Source organism: Rhodococcus sp. ARC_M12 (assembly GCF_022810385.1).
Taxonomy (GTDB): Bacteria; Actinomycetota; Actinomycetes; order Mycobacteriales; family Mycobacteriaceae; genus Rhodococcoides; species Rhodococcoides navarretei.
In genome coordinates this window covers 94,979-115,388 of sequence record NZ_JALGQI010000013.1, presented here as the reverse complement: position 1 = coordinate 115,388, position 20,410 = coordinate 94,979, and the positions used below count along the sequence as shown (strand labels likewise).

The 20,410-nt window shown below is 64.9% G+C and carries 20 protein-coding genes and 1 riboswitch; of the genes, 6 read left to right on the top strand and 14 right to left on the bottom strand.

What is annotated here, in order from left to right:
• Positions 1 to 38 precede the first annotated feature (38 nt).
• From MTX35_RS17380 to MTX35_RS17370, 3 genes are all read left to right on the top strand, one after another.
• Positions 39 to 2,213: a malate synthase G gene (locus tag MTX35_RS17380; RefSeq protein WP_243596168.1), complete on the top strand. Its 2,175-nt coding sequence runs from the start codon at positions 39 to 41 to the stop codon at positions 2,211 to 2,213.
• A gap of 66 nt (positions 2,214 to 2,279) precedes the next feature.
• On the top strand, positions 2,280 to 3,944 hold the full coding sequence (locus MTX35_RS17375; RefSeq protein WP_243596167.1) for a substrate-binding and VWA domain-containing protein: 1,665 nt from the start codon (positions 2,280 to 2,282) through the stop codon (positions 3,942 to 3,944).
• A gap of 3 nt (positions 3,945 to 3,947) precedes the next feature.
• Positions 3,948 to 5,087 carry a metallophosphoesterase gene (locus MTX35_RS17370; RefSeq protein WP_243596166.1) on the top strand — a complete coding sequence of 380 codons (1,140 nt, stop codon included), beginning with the start codon at positions 3,948 to 3,950 and terminating at the stop codon, positions 5,085 to 5,087.
• Between the two features lie 61 nt (positions 5,088 to 5,148).
• Here MTX35_RS17370 and gcvP read toward each other — a convergent pair whose 3' ends face one another.
• The 12 genes from gcvP to idi all read right to left on the bottom strand — a co-directional run bounded on the left by gcvP (position 5,149) and on the right by idi (position 15,721).
• Entirely contained in the window at positions 5,149 to 8,001 is a 2,853-nt protein-coding gene (gcvP, locus tag MTX35_RS17365) for an aminomethyl-transferring glycine dehydrogenase (RefSeq protein ID WP_243596165.1), read from the bottom strand.
• 193 nt (positions 8,002 to 8,194) lie between these two features.
• A riboswitch (glycine riboswitch) is annotated at positions 8,195 to 8,292 on the bottom strand.
• Between the two features lie 11 nt (positions 8,293 to 8,303).
• Positions 8,304 to 8,843: a MerR family transcriptional regulator gene (locus MTX35_RS17360; protein ID WP_157226114.1), complete on the bottom strand. Its 540-nt coding sequence runs from the start codon at positions 8,841 to 8,843 to the stop codon at positions 8,304 to 8,306.
• Positions 8,844 to 9,258: 415 nt separating this feature from the next.
• Positions 9,259 to 9,732 carry a bifunctional nuclease family protein gene (locus MTX35_RS17355; RefSeq protein WP_243596164.1) on the bottom strand — a complete coding sequence of 158 codons (474 nt, stop codon included), beginning with the start codon at positions 9,730 to 9,732 and terminating at the stop codon, positions 9,259 to 9,261.
• A 100-nt stretch (positions 9,733 to 9,832) separates the two neighbouring features.
• Positions 9,833 to 10,570: a MerR family transcriptional regulator gene (locus tag MTX35_RS17350; protein ID WP_243596163.1), complete on the bottom strand. Its 738-nt coding sequence runs from the start codon at positions 10,568 to 10,570 to the stop codon at positions 9,833 to 9,835.
• Positions 10,567 to 11,064, bottom strand: coding sequence for an FHA domain-containing protein (locus MTX35_RS17345; protein WP_057479400.1), 498 nt, complete (start codon positions 11,062 to 11,064; stop codon positions 10,567 to 10,569). The genes MTX35_RS17350 and MTX35_RS17345 overlap by 4 nt, the downstream gene beginning before the upstream one ends.
• Positions 11,065 to 11,277: 213 nt before the next feature.
• Positions 11,278 to 11,682: a glycine cleavage system protein GcvH gene (gene gcvH, locus MTX35_RS17340; RefSeq protein ID WP_243596162.1), complete on the bottom strand. Its 405-nt coding sequence runs from the start codon at positions 11,680 to 11,682 to the stop codon at positions 11,278 to 11,280.
• A 41-nt stretch (positions 11,683 to 11,723) separates the two neighbouring features.
• Positions 11,724 to 12,470, bottom strand: a complete 747-nt coding sequence (locus MTX35_RS17335) for a DUF881 domain-containing protein (protein WP_243596161.1) — start codon at positions 12,468 to 12,470, stop codon at positions 11,724 to 11,726.
• 6 nt (positions 12,471 to 12,476) lie between these two features.
• On the bottom strand, positions 12,477 to 12,905 hold the full coding sequence (locus MTX35_RS17330) for a small basic family protein (protein ID WP_243596160.1): 429 nt from the start codon (positions 12,903 to 12,905) through the stop codon (positions 12,477 to 12,479).
• Positions 12,902 to 13,774, bottom strand: a complete 873-nt coding sequence (locus MTX35_RS17325) for a DUF881 domain-containing protein (RefSeq protein WP_243596159.1) — start codon at positions 13,772 to 13,774, stop codon at positions 12,902 to 12,904. Before MTX35_RS17325 ends, MTX35_RS17330 begins: the two co-directional genes overlap by 4 nt.
• A gap of 2 nt (positions 13,775 to 13,776) precedes the next feature.
• Positions 13,777 to 14,379 carry a CDP-alcohol phosphatidyltransferase family protein gene (locus tag MTX35_RS17320; RefSeq protein ID WP_243596158.1) on the bottom strand — a complete coding sequence of 201 codons (603 nt, stop codon included), beginning with the start codon at positions 14,377 to 14,379 and terminating at the stop codon, positions 13,777 to 13,779.
• A 70-nt stretch (positions 14,380 to 14,449) separates the two neighbouring features.
• Positions 14,450 to 15,079 (bottom strand): CoA pyrophosphatase, encoded by a 630-nt coding sequence (locus MTX35_RS17315; RefSeq protein WP_374230322.1) that lies wholly within the window; start codon positions 15,077 to 15,079, stop codon positions 14,450 to 14,452.
• 33 nt (positions 15,080 to 15,112) lie between these two features.
• The gene (gene idi / locus MTX35_RS17310; RefSeq protein WP_243596156.1) at positions 15,113 to 15,721 is read right to left on the bottom strand and encodes an isopentenyl-diphosphate Delta-isomerase; all 609 of its coding nucleotides are present in this window, start codon (positions 15,719 to 15,721) and stop codon (positions 15,113 to 15,115) included.
• Positions 15,722 to 15,765: 44 nt separating this feature from the next.
• On the opposite strand from idi, the gene MTX35_RS17305 reads away from it, so the two are divergent.
• From MTX35_RS17305 to MTX35_RS17295, 3 genes are all read left to right on the top strand, one after another.
• Positions 15,766 to 15,924 (top strand): hypothetical protein, encoded by a 159-nt coding sequence (locus tag MTX35_RS17305; protein ID WP_243596155.1) that lies wholly within the window; start codon positions 15,766 to 15,768, stop codon positions 15,922 to 15,924.
• 103 nt (positions 15,925 to 16,027) lie between these two features.
• Complete coding sequence (locus MTX35_RS17300) at positions 16,028 to 16,285, top strand: BatC protein (RefSeq protein ID WP_243596154.1); 258 nt, start codon at positions 16,028 to 16,030, stop codon at positions 16,283 to 16,285.
• A 5-nt stretch (positions 16,286 to 16,290) separates the two neighbouring features.
• Complete coding sequence (locus MTX35_RS17295; RefSeq protein ID WP_243596212.1) at positions 16,291 to 17,547, top strand: JmjC domain-containing protein; 1,257 nt, start codon at positions 16,291 to 16,293, stop codon at positions 17,545 to 17,547.
• 3 nt (positions 17,548 to 17,550) lie between these two features.
• On the opposite strand, the gene MTX35_RS17290 is transcribed toward MTX35_RS17295, so the two are convergent.
• On the bottom strand, positions 17,551 to 18,312 hold the full coding sequence (locus MTX35_RS17290; RefSeq protein ID WP_243596153.1) for an SDR family NAD(P)-dependent oxidoreductase: 762 nt from the start codon (positions 18,310 to 18,312) through the stop codon (positions 17,551 to 17,553).
• A 25-nt stretch (positions 18,313 to 18,337) separates the two neighbouring features.
• Positions 18,338 to 20,134 (bottom strand): acyl-CoA dehydrogenase, encoded by a 1,797-nt coding sequence (locus MTX35_RS17285; protein WP_243596152.1) that lies wholly within the window; start codon positions 20,132 to 20,134, stop codon positions 18,338 to 18,340.
• Between the last annotated feature and the right edge of the window lie 276 nt (positions 20,135 to 20,410).

Below are 20,410 nucleotides of genomic sequence, written 5' to 3'. Positions count from 1 at the left end.
GGTGACCGGTGTCCGTGACCGGAAAGAGTGAGGAATTCATGACCGATCGTGTGCAGGCTGGTGGACTTCAGGTCGCCAAGGTCCTATTCGATTTCGTCGAGAAGGAGGCGCTGCCGGGTACCGACGTAGATTCGGATGCCTTCTGGACCGGTGCCGCGTCGGTGATCGCCGATCTCGCTCCCAAGAACAAATCACTGTTGGCTGTCCGCGACGAGATCCAGGGCAAGGTGGATGCCTGGCACGGTGAGCATGCGGGCCCGAACTACGACCGCGCCGCCTACAAAGCATTCCTGAAGGAGATCGGCTACCTGCTCGACGAGCCGGCCGACTTCCAGATCAGCACCTCCGGTGTCGACACCGAGATCACCACGACGGCCGGCCCGCAGCTCGTGGTGCCGGTGCTCAACGCTCGGTTCGCCATCAACGCCTCCAACGCCCGGTGGGGCTCGCTGTACGACGCGCTCTACGGAACCGACGCCATTCCCGAGACCGACGGAGCCGAGAAAGGCTCGAGTTACAACAGGGTCCGCGGCGACAAGGTCATCGCCTTCGCACGTGACTTCCTGGACGAGGCGCTGCCCCTGAGTTCCGGCTCACACGTCGGTACCACCGGATATGTCGTCGACGCGGCGTCGTTGACGGTGACCTTGGCCGACGGGAACACGGTCGGCCTGAAGGAACCGTCGCAACTGCTCGGTTACCAGGGCACCCCGGACGCGCCGTCGGCGATCCTGTTCGTGCACAACGGCTTGCACTTCGAGATCCAGATCGATCCCGAGAGCCCGATCGGCAAGACCGACGGCGCAGGTGTCAAGGACGTCCTGCTCGAGTCGGCTGTCACCACCATCATGGACTTCGAGGACTCCGTCGCCGCAGTCGATGCGGACGACAAAGTGCTGGGTTACCGCAACTGGCTCGGTCTGATGAAGGGCGATCTCACCGAGGAAGTCGCCAAGGGCGGCAAGACCTTCACTCGCGCGATGAACAAGGACCGCACCTACACCTCGGTCGACGGTTCGGAACTGACGCTGCACGGACGCTCGCTGCTGTTCGTCCGCAACGTCGGCCATCTGATGACGTCCGACGCGATTCTCGACGCCGACGGAAACGAGGTGCCGGAGGGGATTCTCGACGCTCTGTTCACCTCGTTGGCCGGCATGCACTCGCTGACCTCCGACAACGTGCTGTCCAACTCGCGCACCGGTTCGCTGTACATCGTCAAGCCCAAGATGCACGGACCGGACGAGGTCGCCTTCACCGCAGAGCTGTTCGGCCGAGTCGAACAGGTTCTCTCACTGCCGGCCAACACGCTCAAGGTCGGCATCATGGACGAGGAACGCCGCACGACGGTCAACCTCAAGGCGTGCATCCAGGCCGCCTCGGAGCGGGTCGTGTTCATCAACACCGGCTTCCTCGACCGCACCGGCGACGAGATCCACACCTCGATGGAGGCTGGTCCCGTCGTCCGTAAGGGAGCGATGAAGGGCGAGAAGTGGATCGCTGCCTACGAGGACTTCAACGTCGACACCGGCCTCGCCGCAGGCCTCGAGGGCAAGGCGCAGATCGGTAAGGGCATGTGGGCCATGCCGGACCTGATGCACGACATGCTCGAGCAGAAGATCGGCCACCCCAAGGCCGGTGCCAACACCGCATGGGTTCCCTCGCCCACCGCAGCGACCTTGCACGCCTTGCACTATCACAAGGTCGATGTGTTCGCCCGTCAGCACGAGATCGCACAGGCCAAGCGCGCCACCGTCGACGACATCCTCGAAATCCCTCTCGCGCCGTCCACGGACTGGACCGACGAGGAGAAGCAGAACGAGCTCGACAACAACTCGCAATCGATTCTGGGCTACGTGGTGCGCTGGATCGACCACGGCGTCGGGTGCTCGAAGGTTCCCGACATCAACGACATCGCATTGATGGAAGACCGTGCGACGCTACGCATTTCGAGTCAGTTCATCGCGAACTGGCTGCGCCACGGCATCGTCACCGAAGACCAGGTGCGCGAGTCGCTGAAGCGGATGGCCCCGGTGGTGGACCGACAGAACGAATCCGACCCGACGTACAAGCCGTTGGCTCCCGACTTCGACACCAACATCGCCTTCCAGGCTGCAAGCGACCTGATCTTCCAGGGCACCAGCCAGCCCAACGGCTACACCGAGCCGATCCTGCATCGTCGCCGACGGGAGTACAAGTCCGTCAACGCCTGACGGTCTTGCGATCACGTGGGTGAACATCGGAACACAGGGCGCGGGCGTTCGATAGCCGCCGGACCCGTGATCGTCGTTATCGCGATCGCGGTCGTCGTTGCGGCCGTGTTCGGGTGGTTCCAACTGCGTGATCGCATTTCCGATCAGGGGATCGAAGCTGCCGACACATGTGTGGAGGGATCGGCGGTGCTCACTGTCGCCGCCGATCCCGACATCTCCGGACCTGTCGAACAGCTGGCTGCTCGGTTCAACGACACCGCACCGGTCGTGCGGGATCACTGTGTGACAGTGCAGGTTCGAGCCACCGCCTCCGATGCCGTGCGGACGGCCTTGAATGCCGGTATCGACAACTGGGACGTCGGAGCACTCGGTGCTCGGCCAGGACTCTGGATACCTCAGTCGTCGGGCGACGTCGAAGCCGTGACAGACCGCGGAACCATCGACGGCACCCCGCGGCCACTCGCGTCGAGTCCGGTCGTACTCGCGACACCGCCCGCCGTGGCCGACGCTCTGACCGCTGCCGGAGCGAGCTGGGCGGATCTGGTCCGACTGCAACGTGACCCGCAGGCCCTCGGACTCGGAGAATGGGGCGCACTCCGCCTCGCGCTGCCGACCGGATCCGATACCGGCGCAACCACACTCGCGGTAGCAGCGATCGCTGCCGGGGTACGCGGTGATCCGGCCACCGCTCTGACCGTCGATCAGGTCTCGTCGAGAGAACTGATCTCGGCGGTATCGGAGCTGGCTCTCACCGATACCGGGGCATCGGCAACCTCTGCGGCCACCACCTACGACGCACTCGCGGCCCTGGAGAACGCGTCCGGCCCCGACGCCCCCATCCACGCGGTTCCGGTCACCCAGCAGCAGCTGGCATCGACCGATTCGTCGACGTTGACCGCCGTCGAGCCTCAGGGTCCCACCCCCGTTGCCGATCATCCCGCGGCTGTCCTCTCCGGTGACGAGACATCGACCCGGGCTGCCGCCGCGTTCGTCGATTTCGTCCGGCAGCCGGACGGCGCGCAATTGCTCACGGATACGGGCTTCGGCGTCGGCGAGACGGTGAACCCGGACGTCGTCGCTGCCCCTTCCGGACCGGTTGCCGACGCACTGCTGGCCGTGCTGCGAAATCCGGTCCTGCCGCGCCGCGCCACGGTACTGCTCGACGTATCCGAGTCGATGGGCACGACCGAAGGTAGTGCGACTCGGCTGCAGAACACCGTTCGCGCCCTCGACGAGCAGTTCCAGCGAGTGCCCGACGCCACCGAGCTGGGTCTGTGGAGCTTCAGCGAGGACCTGGGCAACTCGCTGCCTTTCCGAGTGGATGTCTCGACCGGTCCGATGACGGTTCCGGTAGGAACTACTCCCAGACGCGCTGCACTCTCCACCACCGCGGCGACGTTGACGCCGGCAACCGGGTCGTTCACCTACGCGTCCGTACTGGTCGCGTATCTCGACGCCGTGGCCGGATACGTTCCCGGCCGCGTCAATTCCGTCGTGCTGATAACCGACGGCCCGGACGACTCGCCCCTGTCCACGCAGGATCTGCTCACCGACCTGACCGCCGCGGCCGATCCGGCGCGTCCGGTCGCGGTGAACATCGTGCGGATCGGGGACAACTCCGATGCCTCCGCGTTCGACGACATCGCCGCCCGAACCGGCGGCACTGTGGAAGCAGTATCGACATCGGATTCGCCAGACCTCATCGATCGACTCGGAAAGTTGCTGTACTAGAACATGTCTCGTGTACTTTTTGTCGGCGTCTTCTTACTCCTCGTCACTCTGTTTCTCCACTGGCGATTTCTGTCCGTCACCAGGATGCCGACACGTCCCAAACTGGCTGTCGATGCCGTGCTGGTGCTCCTCTGGCTGGGCGCGGTGATCGGCTTCGGCAGCGGCTCGGAGTTCGATCCGTCCTGGGCACGAGGTCCGGCGTTCGTCGGACTCAGTTGGCTCGCCGTAGTGCTCTACCTGTTCCTGGGAACTCTGCTGGTGGCCGTGATCTGCACCGTCGTGAGAGTGGTCTTCGCTGCGAGGCACCGCGATTCGTCTGCGGTCCGTCTGCGTGTGTCGAGGATCGGCTCCGCTGTGGTGGCACTGGTCAGCGTGATCGCAGTGGGGTACGGACTCGTCGAGGCGGCAACTCCGCGTGCGACGAACACCGACGTCGCACTCGACCGGTTACCGACCGAATTCGACGGCGTCCGAGTGGCATTGGTGTCCGACCTTCACGCCGGCCCTTCCCGCGGTGCGGGGTTCGTGCGGAAGGTCGTCGATTCGATCAACGCCCAGAATCCGGATGTCGTGCTGCTCGACGGCGATCTCATCGACGGCACGGTTGCTCTGGTGGGCGAAGACCTCGAGCCGCTCCGCGACCTCGACGCCCCGCTCGGTGTGTTCGCCGTCAGCGGCAACCACGAGTTCTATGCGGGCGACGGCGGCGAATGGCTCGACTTCTGGTCGACGCTCGGCATCGATGTGCTGCGCGACGAACGCACGACGATCACTCGTGGCGACGCTGCCATCGATATCGCCGGCATCAACGACGCCACGGCACCGGCACCGTACGAACCCGATCTCGCCGCGGCATTGGACGGGATCGACCCCGATCGATTCGTGCTGTTGATGGCACATCAGCCGTTGCAGGCGGTGGAGGCATCGGACCTCGGAGTCGACATGCAGGTGTCCGGGCACACGCATGGGGGTCAGATCTGGCCGATCCGTTATCTGGTGCCGCTACAACAGCCCAGTGTCGAAGGGCTGGACACGATCGGCAACACCACTCTGTACACCACCAGGGGTGCGGGCGCGTGGGGTCCACCGGTCCGCGTCGCTGCTCCGCCCGAGATCGCGATGCTCGAACTCACCCGGGGCTAGAAGCCTCCGACGCGAGTCCGACAGAGCCCGCCACGTCGACGTGGCGGGCTCTGTTCTCGGCTCAGGCGAACGCCTCGATCGGCGGGCACGAGCACACCAGATTGCGATCACCGTGCGCACCGTCGATGCGTCGCACCGCGGGCCATACCTTCGGACGATCGTAGCCCGCCGGGTAGGCAGCGAGTTCCCGTGAATACGGGTGATCCCACTCGGCAACCAGGCATCGCGCCGTGTGGGGCGCCCCGCGCAGTGGATTGTCTTCGGCCGTCCATTCGCCCGATCCGACGCGATCGATCTCTCGCCTGATGGCGATCATCGCATCGCAGAACGCGTCGATCTCCTCGAGGTTCTCGCTCTCGGTCGGCTCGACCATCAGAGTTCCCGGCACCGGAAAGCTCATCGTCGGCGCGTGGAAGCCGTAGTCCGCCAACCGTTTCGCAACGTCGTCGACGGTGACTCCGGTGTCCTTGGTCAAACCTCGCAGATCGAGAATGCACTCGTGGGCAACCATGCCGTTGTCGCCGGTGTACAGCACCGGGAAGTACTCGTCGAGGCGGCGGGCGATGTAGTTGGCCGACGCGATCGCCGTCAGCGTCGCCTGCCGGAGTCCCGTCGCGCCCATCATGGCGATGTACGCCCAGGTGATCGTCAGGATCGACGCGCTGCCGTACGGGGCTCCGGACACGGTCGGTCCCGAACCAAGTTGCGGGGCCAGTGGGTGACCGGGCAGGTAGGGCTGCAGGTGCGACCGAACACCGATGGGCCCCACGCCTGGTCCGCCGCCGCCGTGTGGGATGCAGAACGTCTTGTGCAGATTGAGATGGCTGACGTCGCCACCGAACCGGCCCGGACGCGCCAGTCCGACGAGAGCGTTGAGGTTGGCACCGTCGACGTACACCTGACCACCTGCGTCGTGAACCGCTGCACAGATCTCGGAGATCTCGTGCTCGTAGACGCCGTGGGTGGAGGGGTAGGTGATCATGATCGCGGCGAGGGTGTCGGCGTGCTCGGCGATCTTGGCGCGCAGGTCGTCGACATCGACGTCACCGTTGGGGCGGCAGGCCACGACCACGACGCGCATGCCCACCATCACGGCCGAGGCCGCGTTGGTGCCGTGCGCGCTCGACGGGATCAGGCACACGGTGCGTTCGGTATCGCCGTTGCCGACGTGGTAACGACGAATGGCGAGAAGTCCCGCGTACTCACCCTGGCTTCCCGCGTTCGGCTGCAGGCTGACAGCGTCGTAACCGGTGATGTCGACGAGCCACCGTTCCAGGTCGGCGATCACCCGCAGCAGACCGGGCACGTCCGAGGACGGAGCGAAGGGGTGCTGACGGGCGAACTGCGGCCAGGTGATGGACTCCATCTCCGCGGTGGCGTTCAGCTTCATCGTGCACGAACCCAACGGAATCATGCTTCGATCGAGCGCGATGTCCTTGTCGGACAGCGCACGCAGGTAACGAAGCATGGCCGTCTCGGTGCGGTACCGGGTGAATGCCGGGTGGGTGAGGTACTCCGAGGTGCGGGTCATGGTCGCCGGCAGCGACTCTGCCCCGATACCCGCGAGTTCTGCACCGAATGCGGAGAGCACGCTCACGATGTGCTCTGGCGTCGTAGCCTCGTCGCATGCGATGGCCACGTGGCCGGCATCGACCAGTCGCACATTGATGCCGCGCTGCTTGGCATCGTCGACAACCGCCTGAGCCTTACCCGGGACCGCTGCGAGGACGGTGTCGAAGAACTCGGTGTGCATCACCTCGATGCCTGCCTCCCGCAGACCTGCCGCGACGGTCCGAGCCTGCGCGTTCACTCGAGTTGCGATGGCGCGCAGTCCGTCTGCACCGTGGTAGCTGGCGTACATCGCGGCGACGATGGCCAGCAGAACCTGAGCGGTACAGATGTTCGAGGTCGCCTTCTCGCGGCGAATGTGCTGCTCGCGTGTCTGCAGCGCCAATCGGTAGGCGCGCTGGCCGTCCGCATCGAGCGACACTCCGACGAGACGGCCGGGTAGCTGACGGGAATGACCGGACCTCACTGCGAGATACCCGGCATGCGGTCCGCCGTATCCCATCGGGACGCCGAATCGCTGCGTGGTTCCGAAGCAGACGTCCGCGCCGATCTCGCCGGGCGGAGTCACCACGGTGGCGGCGAGCAGGTCCACGCCCACGGCGACCAGCGCGCCGCGCTCGTGCGCGGCCTCGATGGTCGCGGTCAGGTCGACGAGCCGCCCCGACGCTCCCGGCACCTGCGCCAACACTCCGAAGAACTCCCCATCGGGCAGGCCCTCCGTCAGATCGGCGTAGACCAGTTCGATCCCCAGCGGCTCGGCGCGAGTGGCCAGTACGGCCTCGGTTTGCGGGAAGATGTCGGAATCGACCAGTAGCCGAGGCGACTTCGACGCTCTGTTGGCGCGGCGCATCAAGGTCATGGATTCGGCCGCCGCGGTCGACTCGTCGAGCATCGACGCATTCGCCACGTCCATGCCGGTGAGATCGGCGACCATGGTCTGGAAGTTCAGCAACGCTTCGAGTCGACCCTGGCTGATTTCGGGCTGATAGGGCGTGTAGGCGGTGTACCAGGCCGGGTTCTCGAGAATCCCGCGCGTCAGCACCGGCGGGGTCAGGGTGTCGTAGTAGCCGAGCCCGATCATGGACGTCGCCACGGTGTTCTGCCCGGCGAGGTCGGCCAGTGCGGCAAGCACCTCGTGTTCACTCAGGGCAGGCGGAAGCGCCGCCAAGCCGTCGGGCACGCCGTCGACCACGGTGTCGAGGATCGACGAGGGAACTGCCTTGCGGGCCAACTCGTCGAGACTGTCGACGCCGATGGAGTCGAGGATGCGGACCAACTCGGTTGCGTCGGGACCGATGTGTCGATCGACGAAAGTGTATGCGGGCGAGGTGGTTCGATCGGTCACGTTGAGCTCCCAGGTGCCGGAAAGACGAGGCGTCGGACGACCGAGGCATGGGCGACGGCCGCTCCTCCCCCTCTGTCGTGTGCCCGCTGACGCGTGCGCCTGAGAGATTCGGTCGGACACGACGCGCCAGTGCGGCTCGTCGGCACCTTTCCCCTTGGGCGGATGGGTGCTCCCACCACTTTCCAGAGTTGTCGAAGTCCACACGGTCCGTGTGCCTGAGAGATTGACGGGGAGGTATTGCTCCTTCGGCGTCCGAGACTGGATGCCTCGGAACTCTCCCGCGTGGGCGCGACGGTGAAAGTCTAGCCGGTCTTGCGGCTCGCGCGATTCTTGCGGCGCGACGCGAGCTCGTCCTCGGGACTCGGCTGACTCTCGCCGCCGTCCGCTCGTTCGGCCGGAAAGTCTGCGATGGTGCCGGTGAGCTCGCGCATTGCGCCGTTCACGGCAATGCCGAACACACCTTGACCGCCCTGAAGCAAGTCGACCACTTCTTCTGCCGAGGTGCACTCGTAGACGGTGGTGCCGTCGGAGAACAGCGTGATGTTGGCGAGATCGCCCACACCGCGCTGGCGCAGGTGATCGACTGCGACGCGAATGTTCTGCAAGGAGATACCGGTATCGAGCAACCGCTTGACGATCTTGAGGACCAGCATGTCCTTGAACGAATACAGCCGCTGGCTTCCCGACCCGGCCGCGCCGCGAATGGACGGCACGACGAGCCCGGTGCGGGCCCAGTAATCGAGTTGGCGGTAGGTGATGCCGGCGATCTGGCAGGCACTCGGCACGCGATAGCCCACGAGTTCGTCGGGGACGGAGTCGTCCGGGAACAATCCGGGTTGGATGTCCTGGGGCGAATCGACTCGGGCGTTCGACGGCTGGTCGGGGGTGTCGACCCGAGCATCGGCACCGACAGGCGTGTCCTCGGTCCGGCCTGCGGCTTCGGACTCTCGACTGCCGTGATGCTGCTGCGGCTGATCTCCCACTGACTGCTCCCTCTCGGATGTCTCACTGCGTTCGGATCGAGTCAGTACTGCGATCCGTCCGAGACACCGACTATGTCCCGGTGTACTCGCGTGAAGTCATACCGTGTACCAGGCCAGAGTACGCCCCGGCAGGTACCGACGAGGCGTGAACTGCGCCGGATCCGACCAGCAGCGGCGATGAACTTCACTGGCACGAACGTTATGGGGACGATCGGGCAGATTCAACGCAACGCGCCGTAAACCTGAACCTAAAGTTGAGGTTGAGACTCTTCTGTTACCCGTCGGTGGCTTTGAAGTCGTCCGGTGACACCGATTCGAGGAACTCCTTGAACTTCTCGACCTCGTCTTCACGCTCGTCGGGCATGATCAAGCCGGCTTCGGCGAGCACGGGCTCGTCCGCGAAGATCGGCACCCCGGCCCGAAGTGCGATCGCGACCGAATCCGACGGCCGAGCCGAGACTCTGATGTCCTTGTCGAACACGAGATCGGCGTAGAACGTGCCCTCCTGAAGGTCCACGATCCGCACTTCCTTGAGCTGATGACCCAGAGCCGAAATCAGGTTCTTGACGAGATCATGGGTGAGCGGACGAGCGGGCTGCACACCCTGCTGCTCCAAAGCGATTGCGGCAGCTTCGGTTTGACCGATCCAGATCGGGAGGTACCGGTCACCGTCGGCCTCGCGCAACAAGAGCACGGGCTGATTCTGCGGCTGTTCGACACGGATACCGACCACACGCATCTCACTCATCGTGTCTGCCTCTCACTTCGAGAAATTCCGGGCTGCATCGACTACTGGCTCGGCCCGTCGCAGCCGAGTCTATTGGAATTCGAAAGGACACGAGGGCGCGTCACCGGTCGAGGGCACCGCGCACGGCTGCTTTGACAAGACAGGTGTGCAAGGTCAACGACAACGCGGCCAATTCACGAATCATTTCCTCGGCGCGATCACGCGCACCGGCGTCTCGGCCCTTCGCGACCGGCCCGGCAATCTGCGCCACCAGCCCCGCTTCGCGATCCGCCGCGAGTTTGAATGCGCGCAGGTGGCGAACTTCGAGACCGAACTGCAACATCGCGTGTGCCGTTCGCGCGAGCGTCACTGCACCGTCGTCGTAGAAACCGGCTTGTCCGGGAGTGATCAGACCGGCCCGCAACAGCTCGGTCAGGAATCCGTCGTCGATACCGGCCTGAGCGAGAAGATCGGCCTTGCTGATCCGAACCTCCCGATCCGGCAGGAACTCCTCGGGAGACACTTCGCCCGCGGCCACCGTCAACGACCGCGGACGTTTCACCGAAGCGTCCGCCCGTTCCACCGTGGCGACCCCGTGATCGATCGCTTCGAGTTGCTCCTTGATCACCTTGAGCGGAAGGTACTGATCCCGCTGGGCGGTCAGCACGAATCGCAGACGTTCACAGTCCGCGATCGAGAACCGCCGGTAGCCCGACGGCGTACGCTCCGGAGAAATCAGGCCCTCCGCCTCGAGGAATCTGATCTTCGAAATGGTGACATCGGGAAAGTCGGGCCGAAGTCGATCGAGGACGGAGCCAATCGACATCCCCCCGTTGGACTGCTGCCCGACGGCGGTCACTGGCTTCCTGCACCCGCAGACGTGTCGCCGACCTGAGATCCGTTGCCGCCCCGCGGTCCCGTCAGGAACACCAACCGGAACTTACCGATCTGCACCTCGTCGCCGTTGGCCAGAACTGCGGAGTCGACCGGCTCCCGATTCACGTAGGTGCCGTTGAGGCTGCCGACGTCGACGACCTGGAAGTCGTCCTCGTCCTGCCGGAACTCGGCGTGCCGACGGCTGACGGTCACGTCGTCCAGGAAGATGTCGCTGTCGGGGTGCCGACCGGCCGAGGTGGTGGGCTGATCGAGCAGGAACCGCGATCCGGCGTTGGGTCCGCGCTTGACGACGAGCAGAGCAGCACCGACAGGCAATCCCTCGACACCCGATACCGGAGCTTCGGTGCTCTGGGCGGCCGCGGAGTTGTCCAGCTCCTGGAGGAAATCAGCACGGAAGACCGAGGTGGTCTCTGCCGGCGACTCCCCGTAGTTGCTGTCGTTGTCGTTCTGGCTCACCGTTACTCCTTCTCAGTCCGTTCACCCGGGCAGCGAACGCCGCGGGTAACGCAGTACATGGTCTTCACATCAGGTGTTGCATGGCGTTCGGTGTTGCGTAGCTGTCGTACAGCATCCTGGACCTTCGCCCCGACAGGGTATTCGCTCGGTGTCGACCGTACCCTGCGCAGTGGGGACCGTGTGGCCGGTTGGCTGGTGTCGACGGCCGGCCGATCACTCGGTCGTGATGAGAGCATATCCGGCGGCATCGAGCATCTGTGCCACTGCCGCGTCCAACTCCTCCGGTGTCGAAACCTCGAGGTCGATCAACCAGCCCGCGGTGTACGGACCCGAGTTCACCTTCTCCGGTTCGCCGTCCAGATCCTGGTTCACGGCAATCACTTTCGCAGTCAGAGGGCTGAACACGTCGGACACGCTCTTGGTCGATTCCACCTCGCCGAGGGACTCGCCCGCGGTGACGGTGTCGCCGACCGCGGGAAGCTGAACGAACACCACGTCGCCCAACTGAGCCTGCGCGTAATCGGTGATGCCGATGCGCACCGTCGCGGGCCCCGTGCGCTGCACCCACTCGTGCTCGGGCGTGTAGTACAGATCAGCTGGTGCATCGATGTCGCTCAACGCGGCATTCCCTTCGATCGTGGCCCGGGGCGATCGGGCGTTCAATTACCGGGCTGAGCGTATTGACGCGGGCGCGGATCCCGCAAGGCGGACACCGTGACCTGGTCCGACCGAGTGACATTCGATGTCGCTCCGTTGCGGGTGACCGTGTCGACGACACCGCCGGGAATGTTCAGCGCCGACGCGAGCGTCGGTGGATCACCGATGGCCGTGAAGGTGTACGGAGCTCGTAGCTCTCGACCGTCCACCACCACTCGACCGGCAGGTCCCGCGATCCACGAATCGACACCGATACGGACGGCAGCATCGCCGCCCTCTATCTGGAGGGCTTCGGCACCGGCTGCACGCAACTCCTGCATGGCGTCGAGCAGCACCTCGGATCCGACGCCCGAGTTCGGGTCCTCGATCACCAACGCGACGCCCGGCCCCTCGGCGGCGACGGTGCCGACTTGAATCGACAACGCGGACAATCGTTCCTGCGCCTCCGCCACGGCCGCCTCCGATCCCGACCCGGACTGGCGCAAAGTGGCCAGAGTGGCCTGCAGAGTGCTGATCTCGTCGCGGATCGACGCTTCACGTCGGGTCAGGGTGTCCAACACGACAAGAAGGTCCTCGGGCCGCGAATTCTCCAGATTGTCCGACGTGCTCGTCTCTCGTACCTGCGTGGCGATGCCGACTCCCAGGACGCAGAGCAGCGCAAGAGCGAGAACGCCGAACGCCGTTCCGCGCCTTCGATCGTCTGCACGGGGACGTCGAGCGCGCCAGCCGTGTCGTCCGTTGCCTGCCATCACGGCCTAGGCACCGAACAGTCGGCGACGCACTGCGGCCGCGTTGCCGAATATCCGGATACCGAGTACCACGACGATTGCGGTGGACAGCTGAGTGCCCACCCCGAGCTGGTCGCCGAGCCACACGATCAAGGCTGCGACGAGGACGTTGAAAACGAACGAGACGACGAACACCTTGGCGTCGAAAATGCCGTCGAGAAAGGCTCGTACACCGCCGAACACCGCGTCTATCGCCGCTACGACAGCGATCGGCAGGTAGGGCGCGACCACTGCGGGAACCTGCGGCCCCGCGACCGTGCCGATCACGACCCCCACGATCAACGCGGCGAGCGCGGCAAGGGCGTAGAAGCCGTGGGAAGGGGTGATCGGCGCGTCTGCAGATGCCGGAACGCCGGACTCTGCCGGTGGGGCGCTCGGTGGGTCGTGCTCCGTCATCGTGGGCCTGCCTCCTCTGCCTCGAACGACTCTCTCACAACCGCGGGACCGAGTTCGAGATCGTCGGCCGCTCGCACCGCGAACCCGACACCGTACAACTGCGCCACCGTGCTCATCCGCAGATACGCATCGCTGACGACGAACTGCACCTGAATGCGCTGCGGCGGGCCGATCGCGTCGATCTCGTAGGGCGAGCCGATCGGGCGATTGTCCAGCAGCATGGCCCCGCCTGCCTGCCTGATGGTCACGTTGGGTCCGACTCTGATTCCGTCCACCGAGACCGCCTCTGCGCCGCTCGCCCACAACGAGTTGACGATCGCAGCGATGTCTCGATCGAGCACGGCCGCGCCCGAACCACGGCGAACCGAGCCATCCGTCGTGTCGTCGTCGGCCACCGGTTCGGTGACGACGACCGAGAGCCCCGGGCCCGAGACCGTGTCGATGCCCGCGGCGGATTCGACGGCGCTCAGCCTGTCCGACAAGGCACTGCCCGAGGCGTCGGACTGCAGAGCTCTGTCTCGCTCCGAGGACACCTGCTCGGCAAGTTCCTCTCGCGTGGCCCCCAATTCAGCGCTGCGGTTCTGTGCAGCACGGACCGCAGCCGAGGCGTCGGCACCTGCGCGATCCACGTCCGCACCGGACGCCAGCTGGGAGAACGCGACGCCGAAGATCACCCCCACGACGACGGCACCGGTCAGCAGCCAGGCCGCCGCAGGTACCCGCGGCTTACGGGTGTGCTGCGCAGTTCGTTCGGCGGTCGCGGCGCCGTACCCCGGGTCGAGATGGTCGGTCAGCAAGGACGTCAGCAGTGACGGAACGGGATTTCTCTTCGGTACCGGTCTGGCCTCCGGTCGTTCTGCAGGCTCCACCGTCAGGTGCCGGCCACGGTCGGATCGACGGCCCTGGCGACAGCGATCGCTTTGCCGAGGTACAACAGGCCGGTCCAGGTGTACAGCACCGTGCCCCAGATCAGCAATGCGTAGCCGAGTGGACCTGCGGCGTCGGCCACCGCACTGCTACCGGCGGACACCAGTAACACCGGCAGCGCGATCATCACCACGAAGGTGGCGGCCTTACCGAGGTAGATGACGTCCGGAGGTGGCAAGGACCTGCGGCGGTAGACGAACATCGTCAATCCCAGGACGACATCGCGTCCGATCAATATCGCGGCGACCCACCACGGAATGATGTCGCGAAGAACGAAGGCCACCAGAGTGCTGACGACGTAGAGCCGGTCGACCAGCGGATCCAGAACGGCACCCAGTTTCGATGCCTGACCGAGCATGCGAGCGAGTTTGCCGTCCAACCAATCGGTTCCACCGCTGACGAGCAGAATCACCAGCGCCCATCCATCGGCTCCAGGGCCGAGCAGGAGGTACAGGAACAGGGGAACGCCCAGTAGCCGGATGGCGCTGAGCAGATTGGGGACGGTCGCGATGCGGTCCGTCACCTCGAGCTCACGATTGTCGGTCATCGGCGATCACCTTCTTCTCGTCCTGCTCGTCGCGGTCGGCCGTTCTCCGGACTCGGGTCGTTCGGTCACGTTAGCGCCACGCGAACACGGGCTGCTCGAAGTCCGCGACTCGGGTGTGTCGACCGTGCAGTGCCACTTCGCGAAATTGATGGACGATCGCGCCGGTCGGAGCGTGAATTGCCCCGGTCCGGTACGGCCACCGAATCACCGGCCGCGTCGATTCGGGAATCGACACGAATTGGGCGTCCACGTCGAGCTCGTCGACGGTCACCTCGAACACCTCGGCAACCTCGTCCTCGCTGGGCAGCAACGTGGACGAGTAATCACCGACCCACACCACGAACGGGGTGATGACATACCCGGACCTGGTGACGTAGTCGTCCAACCTGCCGAGCACGTCTGTTTCCTCGGCGCGAATCCCCAACTCCTCTGCCAATTCCCGCAGACATGCCTGCAGTGCGGATTCACCGGAATCCACACCGCCGCCCGGTAGGGCGTACTGGCCCGGATGTGCTCGCAATCGGTCCGGCCTCCTCGTCAGGAGCATGCGCCGGTCCCCTGGCGCTCCGCCGATCGCAACGGCCACCGCAGCGGCGCGCAGTCCGGCGGATTCGACAGTGCGAGAGGAGAAGCGTGCGAGTTCGCGCGCGACGGAATCCCGATCGAGAAGGTCCTGGTTCGGCTGACCGAAAGCGACGATACTCACAACACGAACCCTAGAGGCCAGGCGAGATCAGCGGGTATCGGTAGGACGGGCGGCGGGAGGAAGGAGACTTTCCGGCGACACCGGCCAGGCCAGTGGCTCTTCGGCAAGCGCGGTCAATTGCTCCACTTGCGTTCGACACCAGGGTGATACGTCGATACTGCCGCCGAGTACCCCTTCGGAGAATTCACGCCACGTCACCCACCGAGTCTCGTCCACCTCGAGTGGATCCGGGTCGAGTGTCGCCTGCTCGTCCACCAGCACACGATACACGGGGCAGATCTCGTTCTCCACGATTCCGTTGTCCATGACGGCTCGGTACCGAAAGTGCGGCAGAACCAACTCCGCCGAATCGACCCGCAGTCCCAGTTCTTCACCGATCCTGCGCACCACGGCATCGTCGAGCCGCTCACCGGGGGCGGGGTGCCCGCAGCACGTATTGGTCAGCACCCCTGGCCACGTCTTCTTGCTCGACGCTCTGCGCGTGAGAAGTACCGCGCCGTCCGATCTGACCACGTAGCTGGAAAAAGCCAAGTGCAGTGGTGTGTTCAGCGTGTGCACGGTCGTCTTGTCCTGTGAACCGACAGCGCGGCCTTCGTCGTCGAGCAGCACCACGTGCTGCGCTGGGGATCGATCCATTGTTCCATCGTCCCACGGCCTGCTCGGCGGTCTACTGTCGAACCATGGGACGCGACGAGAACACCGAGAACGAGAACCCGAAAGACTCCGAGAAGGCGTCGGACACACCGAAGGGTGGCCGCCCAGGACCGGTCGACGGTGGAGGCGGTGGCGGGATGGCAACGCGGGAGAACGCACCCGAGATCGCTGACGATTCTGCCTGAGATTCACGACGCCACCGCTGTTTGAGAAGCTGAGTTTGCGTCAATACCTCCGGTGTTCTCGCGCCGCAAGGACACACGAACCTCCACAATCGGAAGGACCTCGATGAGCATCAACGACGACGACATCACCACCACGGGCGGAGCCGCAGGCGAAGGACCCGCTGACGGCGGATCGAACCCCGGCGGTCACGACGGCGGAGCAGACGGCTCAGCCGGCGCAGGCGAAGGCCCGGCCGACGGCGGATCGAACCCCGACGGACATGACGGCGGAGCAGACGGCCCGGCCGGCGCAGGCGAAGGCCCGGCCGACGGCGGTTCCAACCCCAACGGGCACGACGGCGGTGCGGACGGCACCGCTTGAGCACTGTGTCGAGCGGCGAGCGCGGATCGGGTAACCGGTCCGCGCTCCGTCGTCTCACCGGTATCGATCTCGGGACTTTCGCAGATCGGTTCTGGGGCGTTGCTCCCAAGCTGACCCGATCAGCTGATCTCTCGGACTCGTTCGACGATCTGATGACGCTCGACGCGGTCGACGAGCTGATCTCCGAACGCGGAGTCCGCACTCCGTTCGTGCGGATGGCCAAAGACGGTCGGTTGCTGGACAAGTCGCAGTTCACGTCGTCCGGCGGGTTCGGTGCCGAGGTGACGGACCAGGTCGACTCCGCAGCGGTGCTGGCAGCCTTCGCGGCCGGAAATACGCTGGTACTTCAGGGCCTGCATCGACTGTGGCCCCCGCTGATTCACTTCGTCGGTGATCTCGTTCGCGAGCTGGGCCATCCCGTGCAGGTGAATTCGTATGTCACACCGGCTGCGTCGCAGGGCTTTTCACCGCACTACGACGTGCACGATGTGTTCGTCGTGCAGATCGCGGGGACCAAGCGGTGGAGCATTCACTCGCCGGTGCACGTGCATCCGCTCAACAATCAACCGTGGTCGGATCGGCGGTCGGCCGTCGAAGACCACGCATCGAACACTCCCGAACTGGACATCGTTCTCGAGCCCGGCGATGTGCTCTACCTGCCGCGCGGGTGGATCCACTCGGCGCAAGCGCTCGGCGACACCACGGTGCACCTCACCATCGGCGTCGCGTCGTACAACGACTACGACCTGGCCCACCACGTACTGAAGTCGCTCGGCGACGTCGAGAGTCTGCGTGCTCCCCTCCCTGCCGGCCTCGACCACTCCGACCCGGAGTCCCTGGTTCCGCACGTACACCGAGTCGTGGACGCCATGCGCGCCGCGCTCGACGAGATCGACCGAGACCCCGACGCGGTACGTCGACTCGCCGAACGCCTCGCAGATCGTCACGACGACCTCGTCCGACCGGAACCGGTGCGCCCACTGGCGAGCGTCGCCGCGATGGGCGCGCTGCGGGGTGAGGATTCGATTCGATTGCGGCCCGGCATCTTCGCGCGGATCATGCACACGAAGAACGGCGTCTCGATGGTGCTTCGGAACAAGACGGTCACGCTGCCGTCTCAGTGCGCCGACGCGATCGAGACCCTGACGAAGGGCGCTTCGTGCCGCCTGGATGCGCTGCCCGGACTCGACACCGACGACGCAGTGGTGGTTGCGCGCAGACTGATCCGCGAGGGAATTGCCGTGCCTGCCGTCGAAGGATGACCGTCAGGTGATCGTGATCCCGCCGTCGACCGCGATGGTCTGACCCGTCACGTATCCCCCGGCGTCCGAGGCGAGCCAGATCGCGGTGGCGGCCAGTTCTTCGGGATCGCCCTTGCGTCCGAGGATCATTCGCGGAGCCATCGAGTCGAGGTATCCCGGCTGGTACGAGTCCGTCATCTCGCTCTGGAAGAACCCTGGCGCAATAGCGTTGACCCTGATGCCTTTTCGCGCGCCCCACTGCTGTGCGAGATCGCGGGTGAGGCCGATGATCGCTGCCTTGCTCGCGCTGTAGGCCGCCTGCGGGAGGCCTGCGGTGGTCAGCCCGAGAATGCTCGAGATGTTCACGATCGAACTGCCGGGTGCCATCACCCGCCCACAGGCCTGCGCTGCCCAGTACGACCCGTTCAAGTTGATATCGATCACCGAGCGAAACTGTTCGGGTGTTTCTCGGGTCGCCGGGAAGGCTGTGCCGACTCCGGCATTGTTGATCAGAATGTCGACCTTTCCGAACTCCGTCACCGCGGCCTCGACCATTGCGGTGCACTGATCCGGGTCGACCACGTCCGTGGCGACCGTGATCGAACGACCTCCGACGCTGTCGATCAACTCGGCGGTCTGCGCCAACTTGTCCACTCGGCGTGCGGCGAGCACCACGTCCGCTCCCGCCTCGGCGGCCGCTTTCGCGAATGCCACGCCCAGTCCGGAGGATGCACCGGTGACGATGACGACGCGACCGTCCAGGCGAAATTTGTCCAAGATCGACATGTTGATGAATCTCCTTGTACTCGACTCAGAACCAAGCGGGTGACATATCGAGGGTGGTGCGGTCCAGTCTCGCCAACAGATCGAGCTGAACGTCCACCTTCGGCAATTCGTAGACGTAGAAGTATTGTGCTGCAGAACGCTTTCCGTCGTAGAAGTCTCCGGCTTTCGTGCCGACGGCCAGCAACTGCTCCAGCCACATCCAGGCGATGACCGTGTGACCCATCGCCTCGAGGTAGGCCGTGGAGTTGGCCAGCGCCACGGCGGCATCGCCGGTCCCCCACACTGCCGCGGTCACCTCGACGATTCTGCCGACGCGTGCGTGCAGTTCGGCCGCGTACCGTGCAGCATCACCGCCCGCTGCGTGCGCCCGCTCGACCGTCTCCCCGATGTGTTCGGCCAGCAGAGCCAATCCCGCACCGCCCTGCATGATCACCTTGCGCCCGAGCAGATCCAAACCTTGAATACCGTGAGTACCTTCGTGAATCGGGTTGAGGCGATTGTCGCGATAGTGCTGCTCGACGTCGTAGTCGCGGGTGTATCCGTAGCCGCCGTGCACCTGAATGGCCAGACTGTTGGCTTCGAGGCACCACTGCGACGGCCAGCTCTTGGCGATGGGCGTCAGTACGTCGAGCAGCAGAGTCGATTGCGCTGCTTCGGCTTCGTCGGACGCCGAGTCCTGATGATCGACCAGACGCGAACAGTAGAGCCCGAGCGCCAGCGCCCCTTCGACGTAGGACTTCTGCGCCAACAACATTCGACGGACGTCGGCGTGCTCGATCAGCGCGACCGGAGGTGCGGCCGGATCCTTGGCACCGAGCGGTCGGCCCTGAGTACGGGTCTTCGCATACTCCACCGACTTCAGGTAGCCGACGTAGCCGAGGGCGATAGCGAGGAATCCGACACCGATCCGGGCCTCGTTCATCATGTGGAACATGTACGACAAACCGCGGTTCTCCTCGGCGACGAGGAAGCCGACTGCGCCGGGCTGCCCACCGGGCGAGTGGGTTCCGTCGCCGAACGCCAGCAGGGTGTTGGTGGTGCCGCGGTTGCCCATCTTGTGATTGAGGCCGGTCAACACGATGTCGTTGCGCTCGCCTGTGCCGCCGTCGCCGTTCGGAAGGAATTTGGGGACGATGAACAGAGAGATCCCCTTCACCCCCGCCGGTCCGCCCGGCGTCTTGGCGAGCACCAGGTGGACGATGTTCTCGGTGAGTTCGTGATCTCCACCCGAAATCCACATCTTGGTACCGGTGATACGGAAGCTACCGTCGTCCTGCGGCACCGCCTTGGTCGTGATGTCCGCCAGTGACGATCCGGCCTGCGGTTCCGACAGACACATGGTTCCGAACCAGCGGCCCTCCAGCATGGGCCGGACGTAATCTCGCACCTGATCCGGCGTGCCGTACGTCGCGATCAGGTTGGCGTTCGCCATCGTGAGGAACGGGTACGACGAGGTCCCGGCGTTGGCGGCCTGGAAGAACGCCATCGCCGCTCTGGAGACGGTCGCGGGCAGTTGCATGCCGCCGATCGCCTCGTCGAACTGCCCGGCGATCAGTCCCGCCGACGCATAGACATCGAGCGCTTCCTTGATTTCCGGTATCAGCTCGACCGAACCGTCCGCGTTCATCGTCGGTTCCTGCGCGTCCGCCTTCTTGTTGTGCGGCGCGAAATGCTTGCGGGCGATGTCGGCACTGAGGTCGAGGACCGCGTCGAAGGTCTCCTTCGAGTGGTCCGCGAAGCGAGGTCGAGCAGTCAGTGCCGCCACGTCCAACCATTCGTACAGCAGAAAATCCAGGTCGCGCCGCGAGAGGACGTCCGACATTCACTTCTCCGATCGCGAGGGGTGACACGTGCGCACGATGGTGACGAGCACTGTGACGCACATGACTGTGGATTCACCATACAAGTCGGGGCCTTCCGCTCTCATCGAGTACCCACGTGAGCCGCGGCCACCGGTCCACATTCGCAATCAGGGCTCCAAAAGCGCAGGCAGCCAGACTTTTACGACTTATCGGACTATGAGGAGCGTCACGATTGCAGCAGTACTCGGCGGCATATACTTACCTTTGATAACGATATTGAGCGGACAATCGCGAGG